At 69.6% G+C, this 25,707-nt stretch carries 23 protein-coding genes; 12 read left to right on the top strand and 11 right to left on the bottom strand.

Annotation, left to right across the window (positions count from 1 at the left end):
• Window positions 1-85: 85 nt before the first annotated feature.
• Window positions 86-940: a helix-turn-helix domain-containing protein gene (locus ACFFQA_RS21120; RefSeq protein WP_377854766.1), complete on the top strand. Its 855-nt coding sequence runs from the start codon at window positions 86-88 to the stop codon at window positions 938-940.
• Here ACFFQA_RS21120 and ACFFQA_RS21115 read toward each other — a convergent pair.
• The 8 genes from ACFFQA_RS21115 to wsfD form a co-directional block, all read right to left on the bottom strand.
• Complete coding sequence (locus tag ACFFQA_RS21115; RefSeq protein ID WP_377854763.1) at window positions 921-1,679, bottom strand: ESX secretion-associated protein EspG; 759 nt, start codon at window positions 1,677-1,679, stop codon at window positions 921-923. The two genes, ACFFQA_RS21120 and ACFFQA_RS21115, sit on opposite strands and share 20 nt — an antisense overlap.
• A 2-nt stretch (window positions 1,680-1,681) precedes the next feature.
• Window positions 1,682-2,782, bottom strand: coding sequence for a PPE domain-containing protein (locus tag ACFFQA_RS21110; protein ID WP_377854761.1), 1,101 nt, complete (start codon window positions 2,780-2,782; stop codon window positions 1,682-1,684).
• Window positions 2,783-2,827: 45 nt separating this feature from the next.
• Window positions 2,828-3,424, bottom strand: coding sequence for a DUF3558 family protein (locus tag ACFFQA_RS21105; RefSeq protein ID WP_377854758.1), 597 nt, complete (start codon window positions 3,422-3,424; stop codon window positions 2,828-2,830).
• Window positions 3,417-3,842, bottom strand: coding sequence for a hypothetical protein (locus tag ACFFQA_RS21100; protein ID WP_377854755.1), 426 nt, complete (start codon window positions 3,840-3,842; stop codon window positions 3,417-3,419). Before ACFFQA_RS21100 ends, ACFFQA_RS21105 begins: the two co-directional genes overlap by 8 nt.
• Before the next feature lie 74 nt (window positions 3,843-3,916).
• Window positions 3,917-4,906, bottom strand: coding sequence for a lysylphosphatidylglycerol synthase domain-containing protein (locus ACFFQA_RS21095; RefSeq protein ID WP_377854752.1), 990 nt, complete (start codon window positions 4,904-4,906; stop codon window positions 3,917-3,919).
• A 309-nt stretch (window positions 4,907-5,215) separates the two neighbouring features.
• Window positions 5,216-6,610: an AMP-binding protein gene (locus tag ACFFQA_RS21090; protein WP_377854750.1), complete on the bottom strand. Its 1,395-nt coding sequence runs from the start codon at window positions 6,608-6,610 to the stop codon at window positions 5,216-5,218.
• 222 nt (window positions 6,611-6,832) lie between these two features.
• Window positions 6,833-7,927, bottom strand: coding sequence for a hypothetical protein (locus tag ACFFQA_RS21085; RefSeq protein WP_377854747.1), 1,095 nt, complete (start codon window positions 7,925-7,927; stop codon window positions 6,833-6,835).
• Between the two features lie 103 nt (window positions 7,928-8,030).
• Complete coding sequence (gene wsfD / locus ACFFQA_RS21080; protein WP_377854744.1) at window positions 8,031-9,503, bottom strand: glycan biosynthesis hexose transferase WsfD; 1,473 nt, start codon at window positions 9,501-9,503, stop codon at window positions 8,031-8,033.
• Between the two features lie 208 nt (window positions 9,504-9,711).
• On the opposite strand from wsfD, the gene ACFFQA_RS21075 reads away from it, so the two are divergent.
• From ACFFQA_RS21075 to ACFFQA_RS21045, 7 genes are all read left to right on the top strand, one after another.
• The gene (locus tag ACFFQA_RS21075) at window positions 9,712-10,809 is read left to right on the top strand and encodes a DegT/DnrJ/EryC1/StrS family aminotransferase (RefSeq protein WP_377854741.1); all 1,098 of its coding nucleotides are present in this window, start codon (window positions 9,712-9,714) and stop codon (window positions 10,807-10,809) included.
• Window positions 10,806-11,777, top strand: a complete 972-nt coding sequence (locus tag ACFFQA_RS21070) for a Gfo/Idh/MocA family protein (RefSeq protein WP_377854738.1) — start codon at window positions 10,806-10,808, stop codon at window positions 11,775-11,777. The genes ACFFQA_RS21075 and ACFFQA_RS21070 overlap by 4 nt, the downstream gene beginning before the upstream one ends.
• A gap of 308 nt (window positions 11,778-12,085) precedes the next feature.
• The gene (locus ACFFQA_RS21065) at window positions 12,086-12,916 is read left to right on the top strand and encodes a hypothetical protein (RefSeq protein ID WP_377854735.1); all 831 of its coding nucleotides are present in this window, start codon (window positions 12,086-12,088) and stop codon (window positions 12,914-12,916) included.
• A 115-nt stretch (window positions 12,917-13,031) separates the two neighbouring features.
• Entirely contained in the window at window positions 13,032-13,427 is a 396-nt protein-coding gene (locus tag ACFFQA_RS21060; RefSeq protein WP_377854732.1) for a GntR family transcriptional regulator, read from the top strand.
• An 8-nt stretch (window positions 13,428-13,435) separates the two neighbouring features.
• Window positions 13,436-14,314 carry an ABC transporter ATP-binding protein gene (locus ACFFQA_RS21055; RefSeq protein ID WP_377854729.1) on the top strand — a complete coding sequence of 293 codons (879 nt, stop codon included), beginning with the start codon at window positions 13,436-13,438 and terminating at the stop codon, window positions 14,312-14,314.
• The gene (locus ACFFQA_RS21050; protein WP_377854726.1) at window positions 14,311-15,024 is read left to right on the top strand and encodes an ABC-2 membrane transporter-related protein; all 714 of its coding nucleotides are present in this window, start codon (window positions 14,311-14,313) and stop codon (window positions 15,022-15,024) included. Before ACFFQA_RS21055 ends, ACFFQA_RS21050 begins: the two co-directional genes overlap by 4 nt.
• A gap of 78 nt (window positions 15,025-15,102) precedes the next feature.
• Entirely contained in the window at window positions 15,103-15,975 is an 873-nt protein-coding gene (locus ACFFQA_RS21045) for an ABC-2 membrane transporter-related protein (protein ID WP_377854724.1), read from the top strand.
• Here ACFFQA_RS21045 and ACFFQA_RS21040 read toward each other — a convergent pair whose 3' ends face one another.
• Window positions 15,976-18,195, bottom strand: a complete 2,220-nt coding sequence (locus ACFFQA_RS21040; RefSeq protein WP_377854721.1) for a glycosyltransferase family protein — start codon at window positions 18,193-18,195, stop codon at window positions 15,976-15,978.
• Window positions 18,196-18,366: 171 nt separating this feature from the next.
• Between ACFFQA_RS21040 and ACFFQA_RS21035 the strand changes: the two genes are divergently transcribed.
• The 3 genes from ACFFQA_RS21035 to ACFFQA_RS21025 all read left to right on the top strand — a co-directional run bounded on the left by ACFFQA_RS21035 (window position 18,367) and on the right by ACFFQA_RS21025 (window position 21,732).
• On the top strand, window positions 18,367-19,122 hold the full coding sequence (locus ACFFQA_RS21035) for a glycosyltransferase (RefSeq protein ID WP_377854718.1): 756 nt from the start codon (window positions 18,367-18,369) through the stop codon (window positions 19,120-19,122).
• Between the two features lie 4 nt (window positions 19,123-19,126).
• The gene (gene lhgD / locus ACFFQA_RS21030) at window positions 19,127-20,305 is read left to right on the top strand and encodes an L-2-hydroxyglutarate dehydrogenase (RefSeq protein ID WP_377854716.1); all 1,179 of its coding nucleotides are present in this window, start codon (window positions 19,127-19,129) and stop codon (window positions 20,303-20,305) included.
• A 377-nt stretch (window positions 20,306-20,682) separates the two neighbouring features.
• Window positions 20,683-21,732 (top strand): HNH endonuclease signature motif containing protein, encoded by a 1,050-nt coding sequence (locus tag ACFFQA_RS21025; protein WP_377854713.1) that lies wholly within the window; start codon window positions 20,683-20,685, stop codon window positions 21,730-21,732.
• Window positions 21,733-22,001: 269 nt separating this feature from the next.
• On the opposite strand, the gene ACFFQA_RS21020 is transcribed toward ACFFQA_RS21025, so the two are convergent.
• Both ACFFQA_RS21020 and ACFFQA_RS21015 read right to left on the bottom strand, forming a co-directional pair.
• Window positions 22,002-22,184 (bottom strand): hypothetical protein, encoded by a 183-nt coding sequence (locus tag ACFFQA_RS21020; RefSeq protein ID WP_377854711.1) that lies wholly within the window; start codon window positions 22,182-22,184, stop codon window positions 22,002-22,004.
• A gap of 26 nt (window positions 22,185-22,210) precedes the next feature.
• Window positions 22,211-24,658 carry a GcvT family protein gene (locus ACFFQA_RS21015; RefSeq protein ID WP_377854708.1) on the bottom strand — a complete coding sequence of 816 codons (2,448 nt, stop codon included), beginning with the start codon at window positions 24,656-24,658 and terminating at the stop codon, window positions 22,211-22,213.
• 117 nt (window positions 24,659-24,775) lie between these two features.
• Between ACFFQA_RS21015 and ACFFQA_RS21010 the strand changes: the two genes are divergently transcribed.
• Complete coding sequence (locus ACFFQA_RS21010) at window positions 24,776-25,702, top strand: phosphotransferase (protein WP_377854706.1); 927 nt, start codon at window positions 24,776-24,778, stop codon at window positions 25,700-25,702.
• Window positions 25,703-25,707 lie beyond the last annotated feature (5 nt).

Here is a 25,707-nt window from a genome sequence, read left to right as displayed (position 1 = left end):
ACCTACACGGTGCAGCTACCCGATCCGGTGAAGCTGCGCCACGGCCCTGGTCCGGTCCCGCCCGGCGCCACGAACATGATCGGCTGTGACCGACACGCCGACCGTGCGCAAGCGCCAGGTGGGGCGGATCCTGCGTGAGCTGCGGGAACGCGCCGGAATGACCCACGACGACGTGGCGGGCCGGATCGAGTTCTCCACCGCCAAGATCTCCAGGATCGAGAGCGGTCAGAACAAGATCGTGGTGCGGGACGTGCGCGACCTGCTCGACATCTACGGCGCTCCTGACGACCTGCGCAGCCAGGTCCTGGACCTGGTCGGGCAGGCGGAGGGACCGCGCTACTGGCAGCCGTTCGAACGGCACCTGCCCAAGGTCCAGCGCACCTACCTCAGCCTGGAGTCGGAGGCGTCGCTGCTGCGCGGCATCGACATGTACGCCTTCCACCCGCTGCTCCAGACCACCGACTACGCGCGCGCCGTGCTCGCCGCCGACTGGCGCGGCGGTGTCGACGACACCCGCAGGGCGCAGCTGCTCGCGCTGCGCGTCGCCCGGCAGGACCTCATCGGCCGCGCCGAGAACCCGCTCGGCGTCAGCCTCTTCGTTGACGAGTCGGTGCTGCGCAGACCCATCGGCGGCGTCGAGGTGCTCCGCGAGCAGCTCCACCACGTGCAGGCGCTCGTCGAGTCCCCGCACATCGACATCCGCGTCGTGCCCACCAAGGTCGGGCTGCACCCCGGCATGGACGGCGCCTTCACCCTGCTGCACTTCGACGAGCCCGACATGGAGGTCGGCTACGTCCAGCACCGCGACGGCTGCCTCTACCTGCAACGGTCCCGGGAGCTCGACGAGCTCGGCAGGAGGATCAGGACGCTCGAAGCGCTGGCGTTCCCGGCCTCGGCGACCGCCGGGTTCATCGGCTACCTCATGGGCGAGATCGGCTGACCAGCTCGGCCAGCAGCTGGTCGATCCGCGTGGCCAGCCGTCGCACATCAGCGGGCGCGACGGTGGTCCACCCGCGCTGCTCCTCCATCATGTAGCGCCCGGCCGGAGTGTCGAAGCACGCGATGACGCGGTCGGCCCGCCGCGGTTTTCCCGCACCGTCGGCCGTGGTCACCCCGAACTGGGCGCCGTTGCTCCGGCCCCGGACCATGCTCCCCAAGCGACGGGCGTCACCGCTCGGCACACCGCCGGCCGTCAACGCGTCGACCAACGCCCATTCCGAGTCGCCAGCTGACTGTGCGGCCGCGCCGAGCACCTCGCGAGGCACGCTCACGGACTGACCGGCGCCAGCCGCAAGCGGCGGGAGCACCGAGACCACGGCACGAGCGAGGTCACCGGGTTCGATCCGCTGGACGGTGAACAGATCGTCGGCGAGCACGCCGAGCACCGCACGGCCCCGCGCCCGCACGGCGAGCGCTCGCACATGCCGATCGACCCACAGCCGACCGTCCACAGAGCACTCGGCGTGCGCCAGCAGCCACAGTGCTTCCGCAAGCTCGGGATGTGGCTCCTCGCGGTAGAGAAAACCGTTGGTGCGCAACTCTTCCAGGCCGTTCGCGAGCTCAGCGCGCCGCTCGTGCTCCTCAATGCCGCGCGGCGACACCATCAACTCGATCGGCATCTGCGGCAGTGCGAGCCTTTCCCACAGCACCTGATACGCGGAGACGGTGAGCGTGAACACCGCTACTCGCCGATGACCGGAGGCGCGACCTTCGGCAACTCACCGACGAGGTCGTCGGTGACCGAGTACTTGCGCTTGTGCTCGCCGTCCTCTTCCCGCTGCGACGACGGGAGCGCGGGCTGCATGAACGATTGTCCCGGCTTGCCCGCCACGTTCCGAGCGGTACTCGGGGCGATCGGCGCAGCCGCTCCGCTTCCTCGTCCGGCACCAGTGCCCGGCTGGCCGCCGCGCACGGCACCACCACCACCACCACCGGAACCACCGAGCCTGCCACCCAGGCCCGCGACGCCTCCAGCGAAACCGCCGACCCCGGAACCGGAGTAGCCACCACCGCCAACACCACCATCTCGTGGCGAGGGCAGTGGAACCGGATCAGTGGGCGACGGACGGAATCCCTGCTGCTCCACATCGCCGCGGCGAACCGGGTCACTCTGACCAGGGTCGCGCCGGTGCTGATCGACCACCCCGCCGTCCTGCTGGTGCGAGGTGGAACGGCCGCTGTCGTCGATCCGACCACCCTTGGGGTGGCGGACGGGAGGCGTACCGCCGATCGGCGGGGTAGGCGCCGGGGCGGGCGCGTCCGGCACCTCGATCCCGATCTGGGGCGGCGGGGCGAAAACCGGGAAGCCGGACGTCGTCTCCTGAGAGCTCCGCGCGTAGGACCGCATCACCTCGACGGCCCGGACATGCGCCTCGTGCGCCGCCTTCTCCTGCACCTGCCGATCGGTGGTGATGCCGAAGAAGTTCGCCAGACCCCGGATCACGGTGTTGTCCGGCATCGCCGTCACCCGCTTCGGCTCAGGCATGCTGTCCCTGGCCCGCGTGTAGTGCGAGGACTGCCGCTCGGTCGCATTTCTGCGATCGATCGCGCTGGACGACGCGACCTCCGACCACGGCCCGAAGCGCCCGATGCTGGCCCGCGCGTTGTCGGCGGCCAGCCCGCCCCAGGCGGCGCCAAGGGCCTGCAGCCCCTTCGCCAGGTCGTCCCTGGCATCGACGTATTCCCTGAAGAGCTTGTGGTAGAACGCCCTGCTCGGCTCCGCCGCGGCCACACCGAATCCGGAGCGGATGTCCTTGTAGAGCTGTTCGTGCGGAATCGCCATCCAGTTGATGTTCGGCGCGTCGCCCATCTCGTCCCCCCGGACTTGTCAGTTCTTGTTCATGAGCGTGGTGATGGCCGCATCAGCCGCCTGAGCCGCACGCTTGCAGACGTCATCGCGGGTGAGCACAGGCGGCCCACTGCGTGCGGTTTCGGTGTACTGGGTTTCGAGCACCTGGCCTGGGGCGACGTCGACTATGACGAAGCAGAAGCGTGGAAGATCAGGGTTCCTGAGAGGGGTGAAGTTCTCCTTGGCGGGGAAGCCGCTGGCAGTGAGGTTTCGAACCTCGGCGTTGACCTTGCCGGGAGCAAACTGGTCGATGCCCTTGTGCGGGATCGGGGTGAAGCTGAGGCCTTCAAAGCCTTTCTCATTGGCAAAGTAGCAGGACTTGGCCTGGTGAACGGCGCTGTCGTCGGGGCTGGGTGGTAGATCGATGCCGAAGGTGCGTTGTTGTTCAGGCGTCAGCAGTGTGCAGGGGTCGATGTTGGTCATGTCGAGGACGCGTGGCCGCTGGACCGCAGGCGTGGTCGGTGTCGTGGTGGCGGTGTCGCCGCCCGCGACGACGGTGACGCAGCCGGTGAGGGGCAGGGCGAGCAGTGCGAGCCCGAGCAGGGCGAACCCGCGACGCGGGGTGGGATCAGCCATGGTGACCGCCCTGCAGTCCTTGACGATTGGTGTCCTCGATGGTGGTCATCGTGCGCTGTGTCGCTTCCAGTCGATCGATCATGCCTTGGAGCTGCGTGCTGAACGCCTTGATCGCGTTGTAGGCGCACTCCGGATCGGTCAGTCCCTTGGCGGTCAGCTGCTCCGACACGTACATGCTGACTCTGTCGTCAGCCATCGGCTCCGTCTTCAAAGCTCGCTGGGCTTCCACGGTCAGCTTGTCCATGCGTTGCTTGATGTTGCGGAACAGGTCGATGGCGGCCGGGATCTTGTCCCGGTTGATGCGCAGCGTTCCCGGTTGGCTCGCTTCCTCGCGGGTCGGAGGCGTGGTCCATTCGGTTCGCCATCTCGGATCCACCGGTTCCACCGGTGCGACGTACAACCCCCCGTTGTCAGTCATGCGCCGACCGTAACAAGGCCGCGGGGCCCGCGAAGGTGGCTTCGCGGGCCCCGCACTGTAGTTGACCTGGTGTTTCAGGCGTTCGCCGGCTTGCGGGACATCTGCCAGCGGGCCAGGCCGGCCGCGCCGCCCGCCATGGCGATGTCGGCGATGGTGAACATCAGGCGGGACACCACGGTGAAGGCCAGCGCCTGCTCCACCGGCATCGTCGTGCTCAGCGCCGAGATCAGCACGAGCTCACGGGCACCGGCCCCGGACGGCAGGATGAACGCGATCAGGCCGACCGTCATGCCGATCGCCGCCGCGCCCGCGCACAGCAGCAGCACGCGCACGCTGACCGGGCCGGAGCTGATCGACAGCAGCCACAGGTGCACACCGAAGAGCACGTAGGACAGCAGCGCGTAGCCCAGCGAGCGGCCGACGGTGCTCCACGGCAGGACGTGGTCGAGCGGCGCCTTCTTCAGCAGCTTCAGCACGAGCGAGGCGCCCCAGGTCAGCACCTTGGGGTGCAGCGCGATCAGGCCGATCGGCAGCGCCAGGTAGAGCCACATCAGGCCGGGCGTGGAGCTCAGCATCACGGGCAGCGCGAGCACGCCGAGCAGCAGCGAGGCCACCACGCCGACGCCCAGGTTGATCAGCGTCGCGGTGAAGACCCGCGCCCTGGGCAGGCCGGCCTGGCGGCCCAGCTCCATCTGCAGCAGGTAGGCCCACACCGAGCCCGGGACGTACTTGCCGAGCGAGCCGACCAGCATGATCTGCGCGCCCCGGAAGGCGCCGATCGGCTTGCCGAGACCGTCGACGATGGTCTGCCAGCCCAGCGTGCCCGCGGCGATGCCGAGCACGACGGCGAGCTGGCTGAGCGCGGTGGAGTGCCACGGGACCGCGACCAGCGTCTTGCTGACGCCGTCCCAGTTCGTGTAGAGCGCCCAGGCGGCCGCGGCGAGCACCAGGACCAGCAGGCCTCTGCGCAGCCAGGTCATCAGCACTGCCTTGCCGGAGCTCGGGCCCGGCTGCGGGGCGGGCGCTGCCGATGCGTCCGGCGCGGCCTCGTCCTGCACGGTCATGGGACCTCCGTTGCTCCCGTTGGCTTTCTTCGTCCTGAACAGCATGCTGCGACTACCCGCCAACCCTGGTCAGATGCCCGGCGCCGGTGACAGCGGCCTCGAAGACCACGGCGGCGCGTGATGACTGTCGACGCGACGGCGATGACGAGACCGGACCCTGTGGGGGCCGGGCGAGGGCAGCACGCCACGGGGCAGGCCCGGGCACAGCGCTCACCACCTCAAAGACGTCTGGTTCAGCCCCCGGTTGCCCCGCGCGTCGAAGTGTCATCGGATTCACCGTGATGGGGTAACCGGAACAAGGGCCGCGACTCATCGCTCCTCCAGCGCGCGGTAGTCGATCTTCCCGCTCGGCAGCAGCGGCAGCCGCTCGGCCGACAGCACCCGGAACCCGGAGACGTGCAGGTGGAGCCGCTCGGAGAGCTCCTTCGCCGCCGCCGTGCACGCCTCGGCGTCCGCGTCCTCCAGCCAGACGACCACGCGGTCGTCGTCACCGGGCACCGCCGCCGCGACCCCGTGGCCGCGCAGCAGCTGTTCCAGGTCGTCCAGGTTGACCCGGTTGCCGAAGACCTTGCCGATCCGCTTGAGCCGTCCCGTGACGTAGAGGAAGCCCTCCTCGTCCAGGTAACCCAGGTCGCCCGTCGCCAGCTCGCCGCCGAGCTCGTCCGGCCCTGCCAGCTCCTCGGCGTTCTCCGCGTAGCCCATCATCACGTTCGGGCCCCGGTAGACCACCTCGCCCTGGGCCTGCGCGGGCTCGTCGTCCAGCGGCCGGATGGTGAACTCCGCGCCCGGCAGCGCCTGCCCGGCCGAGCCGATCTTCGCCGCCAGCCGCTCCGCGGGCAGCACCGCCATCCGCGTCGTCGCCTCGGTCTGGCCGTACATCACGTACATCCGGCCGCCGACCGCCTCGATCCGCCCGGCGAACTCGGTCAGCCGGTCGGTCCGCAACCGCCCGCCCGCCTGGGTGAGCGTGCGCAGCGACGGGTGCCGTGCCGGGTCGAACCCCGCCCGGTGCAGCAGCTCGTAGTGGTACGGCACCCCGGCCAGCGAGGTCGCGCCGTGCTCGTCCACGGCCTGCCAGAACGACGGCGCGGTCACGCCGTTCGGTTCGATCAGCACCGAGGCGCCGACGACCAGATGGCTGTTCAGCACGGACATGCCGTAGGCGTAGTGCAGCGGAAGGCTGGTCGGCGCGACCTCGCGCGCGTCCAGCCGGAGCACCTGGGCGATGGCTCGCGCGTTGGACAGCACGGCCTCGCGGGAGAGCCGCACGAGCTTGGGGTTGCCGGTGGACCCGCTGGTCGACAGCAACACGGCGAGGTCCGGGTGCGGCGCGACGCCCTCGGGGTTCTCGCGGACCCAGGCCGGGCCGGTCAGGTCGGCGGGCGCGTAGCCGCTCGGAACCTCAGCCGCCGGGTCGACCCCGAGCACCGCGGCAGGCTGAAAACGTTCGACAAGGTTGTTCAGCGGTTCGGCGTCCAGGTCGGGCCCGATCACCGCGACAGCGCGTCTCGCCTGGAAAGCGCCCAGGTAGCGAAGGACGCTCGGCAGGTCCACGGCGGTCAGCGCGAGCAGGACGCCCGTCGGCAACGCGGCCAGCTTGACCGAGGTCGCCGTGATCCGCGCCTGGAGCTCCGCGCCGTCGAGCACCGTGCCCGTCGGCGCGTCGACCAGGCGCGCGCCGTCGGCGACCAGCGGGCCGCTCACCGGGCCGCCACAGGGCTGCGACCGGCGGCTTCGTCGCTGAGGTCCGTCACAGTGCTCGCTCGTCCCGTACGTCTGCGTGCCGCAGCCGTGCTGCGGGCCTTCCCCGGAAAAGCCCAGTCCGGGCCCCTGGAGGCTACCGGCCGTCTCCTCGGGAAACGCATCCGGTCCTGCGCCGATCGGCGGGAAAACGCTCTATTAGGACACCCGGGTGAAAGATCTGTGCTATTCGCCCGTCACGTGTCGGCGGTGCCCGAAACCGAGCCCGAGGTCACGCAGCGCCGTCACCGAGCAGCGCAGGACCAGCGGTCGCAGCGTCTCCGTCGCCGGCAGCGGCAGCCGTTCGACGCCGACCGCGAGTGCGCCGCCGTCCGGCAGCGCCAGCACCCCGTTCAGCGTCAGCCTGCCGCGCGGGCCCAGCGGCCTCGGCGTGCGCAGGCGGTGCCAGGTCCGCTTGGCGAGGCGGGCCGCGTAGGCGTCGTCACCCTCGGAGTAGCCGACGGAGATGCGTCCGTCCACCGCGTTGAGCTGGCCTTCGTCGCTCGGGGCCGCGGTGGTCCGCCAGCCGGAGCCGGTCCACGCCATCGCCAGCGGCGTGCGTGCCCCGGTCGCGTCGGTGCGGTAGCCGACCGCGACGGTCTCGCCGGTGTTCGAGATGCTGGCCACGTCCTGGAGGCTGTGCTCCAGCCCCGGCTCGACCGGGGTGGCGAACCGCTGCCAGTAGTCGCCGTCGTAGTGCAGCACCACGGCGGTTTCCAGGCCGTCCTCGAACGCCCAGCCCACCGCCCAGACGTCGGTGGCGGAGGTGCCGGAGATCCCGGACAGACCCCAGTGCTCCCCGAGGTCCGGCACGGTGAGCTCGGTCCAGCGGTGGCCGTCCCAGTGCTGCACCACGCCGCGCCGGTGGTTGTCCGAGCGGCGGCACGCGTCGCCGACCGCCCACACGCTGTCCGGGCCGAAATGCGTCATGCCCAGGTAGGAGCCGTGCGAGTCGGCGGGGAACGGGCTGTCCACCCGCCGCCAGCCGGTGCCGGGGTTGTGCAGCAGCCTGCCGTTGTTCCCGGCCGCCCAGATCTCGTCGCCGGGCGCGGTCGCGGCGGTGATCCGGCCGATGTCGGGAATCCCTGCCTCGCGCCAGCCGTCGGGGTCGTGCCGCAGCGCCTTGCTCGTGAAGCCGGTCCGGGTGACCAGGAAGCCCAGTGCCCACACCGCGCTCGTGGTGCTCACCACCTCGGTGAGCACCACGTTCAGCTGCGGCGTCCGCTCCTGCTGCCACAGGCGCGTCGCCGTGCCCTCCAGGGGCGAACGTGAAGCGTCCATCACTTCTGTATTCGCTTCCGGGGGCCCCGGCGTTCGCACTCCGGCACCGTGTCGTATCCCATATCCCCGAGAACGGGGGACGCAAGCGCGCCGGTCCGTGGGTTCAGGCGGTGACGAACTCGCTGACACCGACTTCGTCGGCGGGCTCGGTCGGCTTCTCGACGCGGCCCGACCACTCGTCCGGCCTTGGGAACAGACCGAACGCCGCGATCATGCCCGCGAACATCGTGGCGAATGCCGCGATCACCTGGTGCTTGACGTTTTCGATGCCCTCGCCGAGCCCTGCGACCAGGAACTGCACCAGTGCCATGCAGAGCACCATCAGCACGATCACACAGAACTCTCGCCGGTTCCGCCAGAACCGGACGGCCGCGTAGCCCGTCATCAGCCACAGGGGCAGCAACACGACCAGGCCGAACGGTGCGGCCAGGCGCATCAGGCCAGAGAGAACCGGAACCCGCCACTCCTGGGCCTTCGGCGCGAAGCCTTGGTTCTCCCCGAAGCTGCCGGATGCCTCGGGGCGGAGGGTGAGCAGGTCCTCCGCAGCCCGGTCCAGGATGCCGACCGTTCGCCAGGGATGGGTCAAGTAGAAGTTCATCAGGTTCTCCGCCGTGAACTTCCCCCGGTACTGCGGCCAGAGGGGGTCGTTCTGGGCGTTGCCCGGGCCCCAATGCATCGTGCCCCGGTACCTCTCGAACGACTCTGGCAGGCCGAGGGCGCGCAGATCGGCTCTCGCGTCGTGCTTGCCGTCGAGGACGGTGTTGAACACCGCGTGGTACGAGTTGATCTCACGGGTGTCGCTTCCGGGCAGCCCCGTCGCGGAGGACAACTGCAGGAATCCGGTCACACCGCTGACCGCGACGGCGACCAGCACGGGCAATCCCCAGCGCGCCCAGCCCTGCTGCCCGCCCTTCCGCAGCAGCAGTACCGCCACGACCAGGAACGGGAGCAGGATGACGGCCTGCATCTTGGTGTTGCACAGTACGACGCCCCCGACTGTGGTCACCGCCGCGCCCGTGTAGCGCCACCGGCCGTCCCGGCACATCAGCAGCAGTCCGCCCACCGTCACCGTGATGCCGAGGAACGAAGCTCCCTCGGTGGTCACCGAGGCGAAGTAGCCGAAGAAGGCGGAGTCGCCGAGCAGGAGCAGCAGGGCCGTTGCGGCGACCAGTCGCCACCGCAATGCGGTCCGCAGGCCCATCACGACGAGCGTGATGCCGGTGGCCACCGCCAGGCAGTAGACACCGCCGAGCAGCACGAGATTCAGGCCGGGTGCTGTGCCGAGCACCCTGCCGGCCAGCTGGGACAGCTTCGCCGGCCACAGGTGACTGGTGACGTAGTTCACGTCCGGGCAGACCGGTGTGGCTTTGTAGTGGAACCGCACGAAGAAGTCGGTGGACGGGCCGCCGAGCTCGTGGGCGCCGACCTGGCACAGCACCCGCCAGCCGTCGCCGTTGTCGGAGAACCCGACCGGTCGAGGGACGAGGAAGCGGAAGAGCAGGATGCCGAGCGAGGTGACGAAGACCCCCGCGCCGAGCAGTGCGTCCTGGGAGGCGAACCGTCTGACTCGGCTCACCGCGGCCCGACCATGTCCCGTGTGTGAGCAATCAAGGACTCGTGGTCATCCATGGGAAGCCGTTCCTCATTCAGGGGTACGAGTTGCCACAGGCCCAGCACAGGGAGACCGGCAACACATCGGTAACGTGGCGGCGCGTCAGGACAGTGCCAGGTCGGGCACTGTACCGGACGCCCCTGTTGGTCCTGCCGAGCCGAAAGACGAGTGAATGATCCCCATCACCGTCGTCGACGTCGCCGACGCGGAGCCGCTGGTCATCGAGGTCCTGCGTTCGGGCGTCATCGCCCAGGGACCGATGGTCAAGCGGTTCGAGGATGCCTTTGCCGAGGTCGCCGGAGTCCGCCACGCCGTCGCCGTGAACAGCGGCACCACAGCGCTGGTCGCCTCGATCCAGGTCTTGGACCTGAAGCCGGGCGACGAGGTCGTCACCTCCCCCTTCACCTTCGTCGCCACGCTGAACGCGATCCTGGAGGCGGGCGCGACCGCGCGCTTCGCCGACATCTCCGAGGACGACTTCTGCGTGGACCCCGACGCCGTCGCCGCGGCGATCGGCCCGCGCACCAAGGTCCTGATGCCGGTGCACCTCTACGGGCAGATGGCCGATATGAGCCGCATCGCGCCGCTCGCCCAGAACAACGGCCTCGCCCTGGTCGAGGACGCGGCGCAGGCCGTCGGCGCCAGCTTCGCCGGGAACAAGGCCGGCAGCTACGGGCTCGGCTGCTTCTCGCTGTACGCGACGAAGAACATCACCACCGCCGAGGGCGGTGTCATCACCACCAACGACGACGAGCTCGCCGACCGGCTGCGCGTGCTGCGCAACCAGGGCATGCGGGCCCGGTACCAGTACGAGGTCGCGGGGCACAACTACCGGCTCACCGACCTGCACGCCGCCGTGGGAATCCCGCAGCTGGAGAAGCTGGCCACGGTCACCGAGCAGCGCCAGCGCAACGCCGAAGCGCTGTCCAAGGGCCTGGCGGACGTGCCCGGCCTGCGGCTGCCGCAGGTGCTCGCCGACCGCACCCACGTCTGGCACCAGTACACCGTGCTGGTCGGCCCGGACGCGGCGGTCGACCGCGACGAGCTGTCGGCGAAGCTGACCGAGAAGGGTGTCGGCAACGGCATCTACTACCCCAAGGTCGTCTTCGACTACGACTGCTACCGCGACCACCCCGGCGTGATCGCCTCCGACGTGCCGGTCACCGCGCGGGTCGCCCAGCAGGCGCTGTCGCTGCCGGTGCACCCGAAGCTGACCGACTCCGACGTCGAGCGGGTCGTCGGCACCGTGCGGGAGGTGCTCGGCGCATGAGCAACCCCAGGATCGCCCTCATCGGCGGTGGGCAGATGGGCTCGCTGCACGCCCGCGTGCTCGCCCAGTCCGCGCGCGCCGACTTCGTCCAGCTGATCGAGCCGCGCCAGGAGTCCGGCCGGCTGCTCGCGGACAAGCACGGCGCGTCGTGGGCGCCGGACTTCGACAGCCTGTCCGATGTGGACGCCGTCGTGGTCGCTGCCGCGACCGAGGCGCACTACGCGCTGGCCAAGCGGGTGCTGGAGCTCGGAAAGCCGCTGCTGGTGGAGAAGCCGCTCGCGGCCACCTACGAGCAGTCCGCCGACCTGGTCGCCGAGTCCGAGCAGCGCGGCCTGCCGCTGGTGTGCGGGTTCCTCGAGCGGTTCAACCCGGCCGTGCTGACCGCCAAGCAGTTCATCGGCGACGTCGTGCAGATCAACGCGACCAGGCACTCGCCGTTCGTGTCCCGGATCAAGACCGGTGTCGCCACCGACCTGCTGATCCACGACGTGGACCTGGCGATCGGCTTCACCGGCCAGGAGCCGGACTCGGTCAAGGGCTCCTTCGGCTACTTCCACACCCAGTCGAAGTCCAACCGGTCCGAGGACAGCGCGGACGCCACCATGTCCTTCGCCAACGGCGCGCTGGCCACCATCTCGGCCAGCCGGATCAGCCAGCGCAAGATCCGCGAGATCGCGATCATGGAGCTGCACCGGCTGATCGAGGTCGACCTGCTGCGCAAGGGGATCACGATCTACCGGCACGTCGCCGACTCGCCCGCGTCTGACGGCGTCGGCTACCGGCAGCAAACGGTGATCGAGATCCCGTCCATCCAGCACAGCGCGGAGCCGCTCGCCGCGCAGCTGGACCACTTCCTCAACCTGCTCGCCACCGGCGACGGGGTGGACGCGGAGCGCAAGGCGATCCTGCCCGCCCACCGCGCCGTGCACGAGGCGACCGTCTCGGCGACCGCGGTCGCGGCCGTCTGACGGAGGAATCGCCGAACGGCGGTGACGGCCTCGGTCGTCACCGCCGTTTCGCGTATCGGGGCGCCCAGGCGCCCACGAAGACGGGGGAGCCGGCCGCACTCGCCGCACGAAGCTCTGGTTGGTGAACGCGGCGAATCCGAGCAGGAACAGCCCCGTACCTGAGCGGGGTATCCCGTTTCTTGACTTTCGTGCCATTCACTTCTGGGCGAAGTACGCCCCTCGGGGCGTTCTTTTCTGTGGCGGTGTTCTATGTTCTCGCCGTGCGTAGAACAATTGTTGCTTTTTCTGCCTTTTCCCTTGTCGTGGGCATGGCGCCCGCGGCTGTCGCCGAGTCCGTCGACATCACCGCCGCGGTCGCCGTCTACGACCGCCAACGCGCGAGGTTCTCCGTCGAACGCGACGTGGACAAGCCTTATCGCTCCGCGTCGGTGGTCAAGCTGCTGATCGCGCTCGACCACCTGTACGAGCACGACCCGGTGCTGGTCCTGGAGAACGCGAAGACCGACGCCGAGCGCAACGACATCCTCTACCTTCGCGCGATGCTGCGCGGAAGCTGGGACTACGCGGCCAGCGTTTTCTGGGTGCGCGGTGGGTACACCGACATCGTGGCGCGCATGGTCAAGCGCGTCGGGCTGAAGGGGACGCGTCCACCGGAGAAGCCCGGAATGTGGGGTTACACCGCTTTGACACCCGCCGACGTCGTGCGCGTTTACAACCACATTCTCGACGAGGCCCCGGCGAAGTACCGCGACTTCATCATGACCAACACGCACATGTGGGAGAGGTGCGGCGAGGACGCGTGGGACCAGTCCTTCGGAATTCCCCGCGCCTTCGGTCAGCCGTGGAGCGCGAAGCAGGGGTGGTCGGGTTGGGGCGCGACCCCGCCTGCCGGGCAGGACTGCTCGCTCGGCTCGCCCCGGGTCGCCGGGCCGGTCGCGGCGGCCAAGGAGGACGAGGTCGACTTCGCCAGCCCGCTGCTGCACACCACCGGCACCGTCGGCAAGGACGACCGCAGCGTGGTCGTGGTGTTCTCCACCTTCCCCAAGGGGACGACCTGGCGGCAGGGGGCCGACCGCATCACCAAGTACACCCGCGCGCTGTTGCCCTACGTGCCCGGCGCCAGGCCCGGTCGCGGATAGACCCCTCTGACCTGCTCTTTCAGGACGTGGTTCGACTTCTTGGTACCCGGCTGTGCCCCGAATGGAGGAACAGTTAACCTATGGTCGTAGGTAAATAGATCTATGGGGGAACCGCGTGATCGAGTTCCGGGTCGAGGTCGGCACCGGCGTCCCGCCGTACCGGCAGCTCGTCCACCAGGTCGAGCACGCGCTGCGGCTGGGGCACCTCCGGGTCGGCGACCGCCTGCCCACGGTCAAGGACGTGGCCAAGACCCTGGTGATCAACCCGAACACGGTGTTGAAGGCCTACCGGGAGCTGGAGCACAAGGGCCTTGTCAAGGGCAGGCCGGGCCTCGGCACGTTCGTCGAGCGCGGTCTCGGCGGGCTTCCCGTGCTGAAGCAGGCCGAGCTCCGGGCCGGTCTGGAGAAGTGGCTCGCGGAAGCCTACGAGGCGGGAATGGACGCCGACGGGGTCGCGGCACTGGTCGCCACCGTGCTGCACGAGTTCCGTACTGACGAGTTTGGTGTTTGAGGAGAACGATGACCGAGACGGCGATCGCCACCAAGAAGCTGGGTAGGCGATACGGGCGCAAATGGGGCCTGAAGGACTGTTCGCTGCGCATCCCCGCGGGCCGCGTCGTCGGCCTCGTCGGGCCCAACGGGGCGGGCAAGTCCACGCTGATGAACATGATGGTCGGCCTGCTGCGGCCGACCGAGGGGGAGCTGGAGCTGCTCGGCGAGCCGGTCGGGCCGAACAGCGTGCTGGAGCGGGTCGCCTACATCGACCAGGAGCACTCGCTCTACCGCAACTTCAAGGTGCGCGACATGCTCACCGCGGGCCGGATGCTCAACACCCGCTGGGACCAGCAGATCGCGGTGGAGCGCCTGCGGGAGCGCAACATCCCGCTCGACCGCAAGGTCGGCGAGCTCTCCGGCGGCCAGCGCGCGCAGGTGGCGCTCGCCGTCGCGCTGGCGACCACGCCGGAGCTGCTGATCCTCGACGAGCCGGTGGCCAGCCTGGACCCGTTGGCGCGCAAGGAGATGATGTCCGCGCTGATGGCGGCGAAGGCCGAGACCGGCTGCACCGTCGTGCTCTCCTCGCACGTGGTCTCCGAGCTGGAGCGGTTGTGCGACTACCTCGTCGTGCTCGACTACGGGCAGCTGCGGCTGGTCGGCGACATCGACGAGCTGCTCGACCAGCACCGGTTGCTGATCGGCCCGGTGCCCACCGCGGACCAGGTCGCCGCCGGGCAGGACGTGGTTCACCGCGAGGACGACGTGGACCGCACGACCCTGCTGGTGCGCGGTGCCCGCCCGGTCGACCATCCACAGTGGAGGGTCGAGCGGGTCAACCTGGAGACGCTGGTCATGCAGTACCTGTCCATGGCGTACCGGCCGACCCCGGAGACCGTGGCATGACCTGGGTCGCCTGGCGCCAGCACCGTTGGGTCGTCGCGGGGTTCGCGGGCCTGTTCGCGGTGCTCGGCGCGGTCTTCCTGGCCGCGGAGCTCAGCGGCAACGGTTCGCTGCTGGTCTGGGGCGGCACCGTGGTCGGTGGGGTTCCCGGGTTCCTGCGCGGCCTGGGTGAGGTGAACAACGGCTTCGCCCCGCTGCCGATCGCGGTGGGCATGCTCGCTGGCGCACCGCTGCTCGCCGCCGAGCTGGAGCACGGCTCCCACCGCTACTCATGGACCCAGGCGGTATCGCGGAACCGTTGGCTGACAACGAAAGCGTTGATGCTCGGCGGTGCCGTCACCGCGTTCAGCGCGGGCTACGCCGCCGTGCACACGTGGTGGTACGAGCCGTTCGCCGCCGAGCGCGGCTGGTTCGCGATCGCCAGCCAGGGCCTGCTCGCGCTGCCCGCCGCCTGCCTGTTCACCTTCGCACTCGGCACCGCCGCGGGCGCGGTGCTCGGCCGGACGGTGCCCGCGATGGCCACGGTGGTCATCGGGCACCTCGTGGTGCTCGGCGCGGAGCGAGTCCTGGTGCGACGGCCCTTCGTGCTGGCGTCGGGCAGCTCCGCCGACGCCTTCTGGAACTACCAGATCATTCAACTGGGAATGTACGTCGGACTCGCGGCGTGTTGTTTCGCGGTGGCCTTCTGGGCCGTGCGCAACAAGTCTTCCTGATATCGCTTTCTTTCTTTTTCGAAAGGTTCTTCCATGCTGTGGATGACCTGGCGGCAGCATCGCCTTGCCATTTTTTCGTTGGCTGTCGCCTTTCTTGGCATCGCCGCGCACTTCCTGGTTCTCGGCACCACGATGCGCGGGGAGCTCGCCCCCGACGTCCTGCCGTCCTGCTTCGGGGGCGGAGCCGGTGACGGTTGCGGGGACTGGCCGATCGCCGTCAACGGCGTGCTGAACTTCTCGGTGCTGCTGCCGGTGCTCGCCATGGCGGCCGGGGTCTTCCTCGGTGCTCCGCTGCTGGCAAGGGAGCTGGAGCAGCGGACGTACCGCTACGCCTGGACCCAGGGCGTCTCCCGGCGGAGCTGGTTGACCACCAAGCTGGCCGCGCTCGGCGGCGCCGTCGTGCTCCTCAGCGTGGCTATCGGCGGGGCGCACATGTGGTGGTACGCGCCCGCCGCCGAGACGGAGGGGCTGTTCGACATCTTCGGGATGAGCCTTCCGGTATTTCCCGCGGTGTGCCTCTTCGGTTTCGCGCTCGGTGTTCTCGCGGGCGCGCTCACCAAGCGAGTGCTCAGTGCGATCACGCTGACCGTCGTCGGTTTCCTCGCCTGCGTGGTGCCGATTCAGGCGTGGTGGCGGCCGAACTACCTTCCCGCGCTCGACGGTAGCTTCAGCGACGTCGGGAACGGCATGGTGATCGACTTCCTCTTCACCGACGGTTCGGGCACCTACACGTTTCTGAACGCCATGCGGAAGGCGGGCGTCGGCAACGGGACCTCGTTCGGCTCGCGGGACATCGAGCAGCTCAAGGCCCTCGGGTTCCGCGAACACGTGAGCTACCAGCCCGCCGACCGCTTCTGGCTCTTCCAGTTCATCGAGGCCGGGCTCTTCCTCGCCCTCGCCGCCGCCTGCGTCGCGCTCACCTACCGGTTGCTGCGCGACCGACTGGCGTGATCAGCCGGTCCGCGGCCTGCGCTTGCGGACCGCGACCAGCACGCTGAAGCCGACGCCGACCAGGACTCCGAAGCCCAGCAACGGGATGCCGAGGCTCCAGCCGGGCGGGAAGTACCGCAGTTGCACGGTGCCGTTGGCGGACTGCGGCAGGTCGAGCTGGAGCAGTCCGGCCGGTCCCTGCCGCACCTCCAGCGGCTTCCCGTCCACCGTCGCCGACCAGCCCGGCCAGGCCAGCATCGCGAAGGTCACCCGGCCGGAGCCGGAGTACTTCATCGTCTCCCCGGTGAAGCCCGTCGAGAGGTCGTCACCGACCCGGACACCCGGCGCGGCGTTGGCGAGGCGGCCCTGCGGCCAGTCGATCTTCGCGTCGCGGTGCAGCACGGTGACGATGTCCGTGGTCTGGCGGACCGACCAGCCCGCGGGCGGTCTGGACGCGTCGAATCCCGGCACGAAGCCGTTGAGCACCACCACGGTCTCCAGCCGCATCAGGTCCGCGAGCGTCCTGCCGGTGCCGCCCGCCTCCTTCCACAGCTCGTTGTAGGACTCGGGGCAGACTCCGCCGTGGTACTCCATGCACAGCGCGTTCGCGAACGAGTTGTAGCCGATGCCGGTGTAGCTGTTCTGCGCCTTCACCCCTGCTACGTGGTACATGTTGCCGAACAGCAGGTCTCGCCAAGCGCCGTTCGGTGAGTAGCCGTGCCGCTCGATCGCGGGCCAGATCTCGGCCACCTGCAACGTGTTCCCGGTGTAGCGGTCGGCGAAGCGGTCCTTGAGCTCGGCCACGTTGTGCGGGAAGTACCACGGAGTGACGTTGCCGTTCATCGGCATCACCAGCACCTGCATCAACAGCACCAGCGCGGTGCCGGTCACCAGGACCGGCGGCAGCAGCTTGGCGCGGTGCTTGAACACCACCCAGACCGCCGCCGCGGTGCCGCCCGCCGCGAGCACGAACGCGGGCGCGTGCCACTCGATGTTCTGCGGGCTCTGCGCCCAGGACTGGTACGTGCCAACGAAGATCAACGCCGCTGAGCCGAGCGCCCGCCGCCGCCAGTTGCTGGTGCGCAGGCCGACCGACAGCGCGATGGCCACCAGAACGCACACCGGAAGGTAGACGTACTGGATCAACCGCGCGGGCCACCGGAACAGCCACAGGTCCGACGGTGCGATCGTCATCAGCAGGTAGATCGTGCCGAACAGGAAGATGCCGAAGCGTTCGCGCAGGCGGGCCCGCATCGCCCGGAAGGACAGCCAGGGCGCCAGCGGCAAGATGAACCAGGCCAGGTAGGCCATGGGGAAGGTGGTGAAGTCCGGCTCGAACATCTGCACGCGGGGCAGGTAGGTCGGAGAGGACATCGCCAGCAGGTCGCCGAGCCCGGGGACCATGAAACCGCTGTTGTAGATGCCCGAGGGCTGCCGCCAGGTCACCGCCGCGCCGGTGAGCAGCGGGAGGAAGGCCACCAGGCCGGTCATCCCGACCGCGCCGCCGACGAGCACCAGCTCCCAGAACTTCCGGATGTCCTTGATCAGCAGGCGTTCCACCCCGATCACCAGCAGCACCACGATCACGCCGAGCGCGCCGTAGGGGTTGCCGGTGGTCATCGCGAGCGCGCCGAACACGAACGGCACGATCGGGTTGAGCCTGCCGCGGGAGAAGCGGCGCAGCGACCACCAGAAGTGCGTCAGGTAGGCGAAGCCGATCAGCCCGGCCACCCACGCGGAGGCGTCGACGTAGAGGGTGTAGCCCGAGACCGGCAGCGAGATCGCCACGACCGCCGCCGCGAACTCCTTGGCGCCGTACTCGCGGGCCAGGAAGTACACGCCCAGCGCGAGCACGATCATGAACTCGATCTTGACCATGGTGGCCGCGACCGCGAGGTCCGGCAGCAGCGCCACGAGCACGTAGTTCAGCAGCGACACCGGGTTCCACAGGCTGATCTGCGCCTCGCCCGCGAGGTTGCCGCCCATCCACATGTCCGGCCGCAGCACCGGCCAGGTGCCGGAGAGCAGCTGGTTGCCGATCTCGTGCCAGTACGGGAGGAACGCCGCCGCCGAGTCGTCCCAGAAGTAGAAGATCCGGTTCTTGATCAGTGGGAACAACGCGAGCAGGCCGACGACCACCGAGACCACCAGTGGGGTGCGCCAGCCGCTGAGCCGCTCGGTCGCCTGTCGCCGGTTCTCCTGAGCAGGAGCGGCGTCCGCGTCTCTGCGGGTCTCCGTCACCGTCACTGGAGTCCTTCCTGGGACCGCGCCGCGCGCGGCGAGCTGCTCGTACAGGGGCCGACGGCCGTCGCGAGTCAGCTGCGGTCGAGCCCGTCGAGCCTGCGTGTAAGGTCTGGGCCGCCGTAGCCGGACTTATGTCCACCGGCGGCCATATCGTGCCAGGGAGCTTTAGTGCCGACTTCAGGGACCACCGTCTCACTCAGCTACGTGGTGCCGGCGCACAACAGCGCCAACATCATCGAAGCCACAGTGCGCGAGCTGGGCGAAAAGCTGGCGGGTGGCAACGCCGAAATTCTAGTCGTGGAGAACGGATCCACCGACGGGACCGGTGACGTGCTCGCGCGCATCGCGAAGGACTGGTCCGTTCCCGGCGTCGAGCTCCGTCCCCTGACCAGCGTGAAGGGCCTCGGCAACGCGCTGAAGCACGGTCTGCTCGCCACCCGCGGCGAGGTCGTCGTGATCACCGCCGACGACCTGCCCTTCGGATTCGACGAGTACGAGGCAGGGCTCAAGGTCGACCTGAACCGGTTCCGGATGGTGGTCGGCTCCAAGGCGCACCGCCAGTCCGACGTGGGCCGCGGCATCGTGCGCTGGGTGGCCACCACCGGGTTCCACGTGCTGCGCACCCTGGTGCTCAACATGCGCACCGGTGACCCGCAGGGCACGTTCGTGCTCAACGGCGACTGGGCGCGCGAGGTCGCGCCGCGCCTGACCGAGCAGGGCTTCCTGCTCACCACCGAGCTGGTCTACGTCGCCGAGCGGCAGGGCATCCGCCCGATCGAGGTGCCGGTGCGGTTGCGCGCCTCGCACGGCGAGCACCGGACCCGGATCAAGATCGCCGACGTCTGGTACATGGGTGTCGGCCTGCTCAGCGTGCGGCGCAGGCACCGCAAGACCGCGAAGCTCGCCGCGCCGACACGCGTCTGAGCCCGTGCACGTCGCGGTCGTCGGCGGCGGCATCGTCGGGCTCGCCGTCGCACACGAGCTCGCCACCACCTCCGGGCACCGGGTCACGGTGCTGGAGAAGGAGTCCGACTGGGCGAGGCACCAGACCGGGCGCAACAGCGGGGTGATCCACGCCGGGCTGTACTACAAGCCGGGCAGCTTCAAGGCGAAGATGTGCGTCGCGGGCAACACCTCCATGGTCGAGTTCGCCCGCGAGCACGGCATCGCCGTCGACGTCTGCGGCAAGCTCGTGGTCGCGACGGCACCCGATGAGCTGGCCCAGCTGCGGATGCTGGAGGAGCGCGCGGCGGCCAACGGGGTGCCCGCGGAGTTCCTGGACCCCGCCGCCGCGATGGAGATCGAGCCCGAGGTGTTCTGCACCGCGGCGTTGCACGTGCGCAGCACCGGGATCATCGACTACCGCGAGGTGTGCCGGGTCCTCGTCGACCGGCTCCGCGCGCGGGGGGCGGATCTGCGCACCGGCGCAGAGGTCCTCGGCATATCGTCCACAGTGGATGGAGTGGTCGTCGCGACGGCTGCGGAGGAGATCAGGGCGGACTTCCTGGTCAACTGCGCCGGTCTGCACAGCGACCGGGTGGCAAGACTGGCCGGACTGCGCCCCGCGGCTCGGATCGTGCCGTTCCGCGGCGAGTACTACGAGCTCCGCGCCGACCGATCCGACCTGGTGCGCGGGCTGATCTACCCGGTTCCGGACCCGCGCTTCCCGTTCCTCGGCGTGCACCTGACCCGCATGATCGACGGCACGGTGCACGCGGGCCCCAACGCGGTGCTCGCGATGCGCCGTGAGGGCTACCGCAGGCGCGACATCACCCCTCGTGACGTCGCGAGCACGCTGAGCTTCCCCGGGTTCTGGCGGATGGCCCGCAAGCACACGCGCACCGGGATCGACGAGATGGCCCGCTCGATGTCCCGCAAGCGCTTCGCGGCCAGTCTCGCCCGCCTGGTCCCGGCGATCACGGCCGCGGACCTGGTCCCGGCGGAGTCGGGCGTCCGCGCCCAGGCCCTCAACCCGGACGGCAGCCTGGTGGACGACTTCCTGATCGAGACGGCCCCGCACCAGGTCCACGTGCTGAACGCCCCGTCCCCGGCCGCGACCAGTTCGCTGGAGATCGCCCGCCACATCGCCACCCGCATTCCCGCCTAGCGCTTGTCCGGTTGTCCTCGGTGGCTTCGCGGTGGGCGCGGCCGCTGGCGTTCGTAGCAGGTCGTGGCGGGCTCAGGTCCCCGGACCAACCCGCCGGTGCGCGGGTCCAGGACAGCCAGTGACTGCTCGTCGTGGTGTGCCGTCGCCCGAGACACCGTCCGCATGGGCACCCGAGCTTGCCCGGGCCATGACGTGGAACTCCACGATTCGCTGCTCGTCTCCTCTCCGGTGCGCTGCGGTGATCTCCACCTAGCGACAGCCTTTCCCGGAACACCCAAGTTTTGATGCTGTTTTCCCGTCCGCTGGCAGTGAAAGAATTGGCGCTATTTCACCCTATAGAGCCATGATCACCATTTTTGGCTAGATAGAATGGGAATATGACCCCGGATGAGACGCTCGATGCAATCGAGGACGCCTACCGCGCGGTGAATCACGCGCACGTCGGGGCATTGTTGTCGATTTCCTCGCGCAAGGCGAGCACGCTGATCTGTCACGCCGAAACCCTCGCCTCCCGCCCCGCCGTTCTCGCCGCCTTGGAGGAGGGTCGGATCGATCAGGGCAAGGCGTTGTTGATCGTGGACCAGCTGGAGCCGCTCACGGCTGTGCAGGCGGAGATCGTGGAAGCGGTGTTGATCGAGTACGCCCGTACCCACCACTACAGCCGGATCCGGCAGCGCGCCCAGCGCCTGATCGCGAAGGTGGATCCGGAGGCGGCAGCTCGGCGGCATGAGGAGAAGAAGCGCACCCGCCGGGTGGAGAAGCTGAACCTCGATGACGCGATGTGTGCGTTGCGGTTCCAGTTCACCGCCGTCCAGGGTGCGTTGGTGTGGGATCGGATCGACCGCATCGCCCGAGGTCTCGACGATGAGCGGACCATGGACCAGCGCCGCGCCGATGTCGCGTTTGACCTGTTGATGGGTAAGGAGACCGGTGCGCCGCAGGGTGAGGTGAAGGTCCTGGTCACCCTCCCCGCCACGACGTTGATGGGGATGGATCAGGAGCCGGGGATGCTGGCGGGTTATGGGCCGATCCCCGCAGATGTGGCGCGGGATATCGCGGCGGGTGGCACGTGGAAGCGGATCCTGACCGACCCCGTCACTGGGGTGGCGGTGGATGTGGGGCGGACGAACTACCGTCCCTCAGCCGCCCTCGCGGACCTGGTGAGAGCCCGCGACGTCACGTGTGTGGCGATCGGCTGTCGGCAACCGGCGCACCGCTGCGACTTGGACCATTGCGAACCCTTCGACGGCACGAACACCATCGCGGATGATCTGGGCGCGAAGTGCCGACGACATCATGTGATGAAGCATCACACTCGGTGGAAACGAACCCAGCTCCCGGGTGGTATCCATATCTGGACCACGCCGATGGGAAGAACGTATGTGCGGGAGCCTGAGCCGATAGCGGATCCTGCTCCTCCGTTTTAAAACCCGGCCCCGGCTAGCCCGCCGCCACATTAGGTGAGCGGGCTAGCGGTAGTGGGTGGTCAAGGAAATCCGCGCCCGAGTCCGGGAGAATTATCCGGCAGCACACCCGCACGGCGCAGAACCGCGCCGGAAGGAGATCGCGCTCCTCGCTGAGGTCGGCCGCGTCGCCGAGCCGCCGCCCGCGTTCTGCCGGGGAATACGAGGAGGTGGCGCACTGCCCCGCGGCCCTGGCGGCTGCTGCCGCTGACGCGGACCCCGGACGGCGCGTCCTAGACGGGGGCGACCAGGCCGGGGAGGCGGCCGCGGCCGTCGCAGGAGCGGCAGCGGCGGGTCTCGTCGAGCGTGGCCGGACGCCCCTCGGTGATGCCGCAGCGGCCGACGGTGCGTTCCCTTGTGCCCAGACACCCCGGACAGAGGGTGTAGGCCGTCGTCGCTCGATTGGGGGTGCTCACGAGTGACGAAGGTACCGGCTCGTCGCTCACTGTCGAACGCGTTCGCTTTTCGGATCGAACAGCGGTTGCTTGGACACGACCGCCGGTACCCAGGTGCCGAACAGTTCCACCTCCGCCGCGGTGCCGGGGCTGGCCAGCTCGGGCGGCAGGTAGGCGTAGGCGATCGACGCGCCGACCGTGTAGCCGAAGCCGCCGGAGGTGACCCTGGTCAGCACCGTGCCGCCGACCCGGACCGGCTCGCTGCCGAGCACCACGTGGCGCGGGTCCTCCAGCACCAGGCAGGCGAGCTTCCTGGTCAACCCGCGCTCGCGGGCGGCGAGCAGGGCCTCGCGGCCGAGGAACGGCTTGTCCGGCCGCACGCAGAAGCCCAGGCCCGCCTCGTACGGGTGAACCTCGGGGGTGAGGTCCGAGCCCCACAGCCGGTAGCCCTTCTCCAGGCGAAGGCTGTCGATCGCCCGGTAGCCGCCCGCGACGAGGCCGTGCCCCGCGCCCGCCTCCCACAACGTCCGCCACAGGGCCGCGCCGTACTCGGCCGAGCAGTACAGCTCCCAGCCGAGCTCGCCGACGAAGGTCACCCGCAGCGCCCGCACCGGCACGTCGCCGACCGTGGTCTCCTGCGCGGTCAGGTACGGGAACGCGTCGTTGCCCAGGTCGGCGGGCGTGAGCGGGGCCAGGATGTCGCGCGCTCGCGGTCCCCACAGCGCGAAGCACGCGTACTGCCCGGTCACGTCGGCGATGCGGACACCGTCGCCCGCGTGCCCGCGCAGCCACGCCATGTCGCGCGAGCCGAACGCCGTGCCCGTGACGATCATGAACTCGTCCTCGGCGAGCCGGGTGACGGTGAAGTCGCACTCGATGCCGCCGCGCTCGTTCAGCGCCTGGGTGTAGGTCACCGTGCCGATCTCGCGGTCGATGTCGTTGGCGCACAACCAGTTCAGCGACTCGGCCGCGCGCGGGCCACTGACCGAGATCTTGGCGAAGGAGGACTCGTCGAACAGTCCGGCGCGCTCGCGGGTGGCGATGTGCTCCGCGCCGATCGCCGGGGACCAGTTGCGGCCCGCCCAGTCGTGCGGGCGAAGCCCGGGATCTCCACCGTCCACATTGGACTCGTAGTGGTTCACCCGCTCCCAGCCGGACTTCTCGCCGAAGCTGGCTCCGTGCCCGACGTGCCACTGGTAGGCGGGGGAGACACGCAGCGGTCGTCCCGCCGAGCGCTCGCGGTGGGGGTACGGGATGTCGTAGTAGGTCTCGTAGTTCTCCACCACGCGCTTGCGGGTGTAGCTCGGCGAGCCGTAGTGCCTGCCGAAGCGGCGGATGTCCATGTGCGAGACGTCCAGGCCCGGATCGCCACTGACGATCCACTCGGCCATCACCTTGCCGACGCCGCCCGCCCCCGCGATCCCGTGCGCGCAGAACCCCGCCGCGACGAAGAACCCGCCGAGCTCGGTCTCGCCGAGGCAGAACTCGTTGTCCGGGGTGAACGCCTCCGGTCCGTTGATCATGCGGCGGACCCCCACCGTGCCCATGACCGGCACCCTGGCCTCGGAGTTGGCGCCGATCTCGGTGAACCGGTCCCAGTCCTCGGCGAGCAGCTTCCCGTTGAAGTCAGCGGGAACCGCCTCGAACGCCGCGCCGTTCTGCGCCCACGGCCGCGAGTCCCGCTCGTAGCCGCCCATCAGCAGCCCGTCGACCTCCTCGCGCCAGTACACGAGGTTGTCCGGGTCGCGCAGCGTCGGCAGGTGCGTGCCGTCCCGCGGCCGCACCGGGTCGGTGACCAGGTACTGGTGCGACATCGGCACGATCGGGACGCGCACGCCCGCCATCCGGCCGATCTCCGCGGCGAACATGCCGCCGCAGTTCACCACGACCTCCGCCTCGATCTCGCCCTTGTCGGTGCGCACGCGGTGCACGCGGCCGTCCCGCACGTCGATGCCGAGCACGCGGGTCCTGGTGTGGATGCGGACACCGCCCGCCCGCGCGCCCGCCGCGAGCGAGTACGTCAGCTGCGAGGGGTCCACGTAGCCGTCGGTCGGCAGGTACGAGGCGCCGAGCACGCCCTCGGTGCTCATCAGCGGGAACAGCTCCTTGGCCTCGGCCGGGGAGATCTCCCGCAGCGGCAGGTCGAAGGTGCGCGCCCAGCCGATCTGGCGACGGGTCTCCTGCAACCGCTCCGGCGTGCAGGCCAGCCGGATGCCGCCGCACGGCACCCACCCCACCGGGTGCTCGGTCCGCTGCAACCGCGCGTACAGCTCGGCCGAATAGGTGTTCATCCTGGTCAGCGTCGGGTCCGCGCGGAGCTGGCCGACCAGGCCCGCGGAGTGGAAGGTCGAGCCGCTTGTCAGCTCGTCGCGGTCGAGCAGCACGACATCGCGTTCGCCCAGCTCGGCGAGGTGGTAGGCGATGCTCGTGCCGCCGACGCCACCACCGATCACGACGACGCGGGCGCGGGCGGGGAGCGTTCGGTCCGTGGCCACGTCCCATTCGTACCGGCACGCCGCGCCGGGCGGAACGCCTTGACGGAGACGATCACCCGGCAAGACACTCTGTGACCCAGCTCTCTTCCCGGCGCGTTTCCCGAGGAGACTCCACGGATGACCGCGAACCTCTCCGACGTGCTCGCGCTGGTCCCCGGCTGGGCCGGGCGGGAGGTCGAGCGGCTTCCCCTGGTCGGCGGGCTGAGCCACCAGGTCGGACTCGTCCGGGTCGACGGCGCGGAGTTCATCGTGCGCGTGCTCGACCCCGCGGTCTCCCGCGCGGGCCTCGGCGTTCCGCTGGAGCAGGAGATCGCCAACACCGTCCGCGCCGCCGAATCCGGTGTCGGCCCCGCCGTGCTGCACGTGCTCGACGAGCCGCCGACGCTGGTCCTGGAGTACCTGCCGGGGCGCACGCTGCGCGCGGCGGACGTGCGCGACCCCGGACGCATCCCGAAGATCGCCGCCGCTGTCCGCGCCCTGCACCGCAGGACCCGGCCGTTCGTCAACGAGATGGACATCTTCGACAAGCTCACCGAGCTGCTCGGGTTGTGCGACGAGCACGGCCTGACCGTGCCGCCGGACTACCGCGACCACCTGCCGCTGGTCGCCGACGTGCGCGCGGCGCTCGCGGCGGTCCCGCTGCCCAAGGCTCCGTGCCACAACGACCTGCTCGCGGAGAACCTGATCGAGACCGACGACGGCGTGCGGATCGTCGACTACCAGCTCAGCGGCATGAACGACCCCGGCTTCGAGCTCGGCAACATCGCCGCCGAGTCGCAGCTGGCGCCCGAGCTGACCGAGCTGCTGGCCCGCGAGTACTTCGGTGCCGAGCACAGCAGGGGGCTGCTGGCCAGGGTGCGGCTGTTCTCGGTCATGTCGGACTTCACCTGGACGCTGTGGTTCTGCATCCACCACGGTCTGCTGGCCAAGCCGGGCAGCGGGTTCGACTACTGGGGCGAGGCCGCCTCGAAGTGGGGCCGGGCCAGGGCCGCGCTGACCGGCGCGGAGCTGGGTCCTCTGCTTGACCTTGCCCGCCGGGGGTGATGGAC

The sequence above is a fragment of the Allokutzneria oryzae genome, from assembly GCF_042429765.1.
GTDB lineage: Bacteria > Actinomycetota > Actinomycetes > Mycobacteriales > Pseudonocardiaceae > Allokutzneria > Allokutzneria oryzae.
The sequence above is the reverse complement of the archived record's forward strand: the minus strand, read 5'-3'. Positions and strand labels throughout refer to the sequence as shown.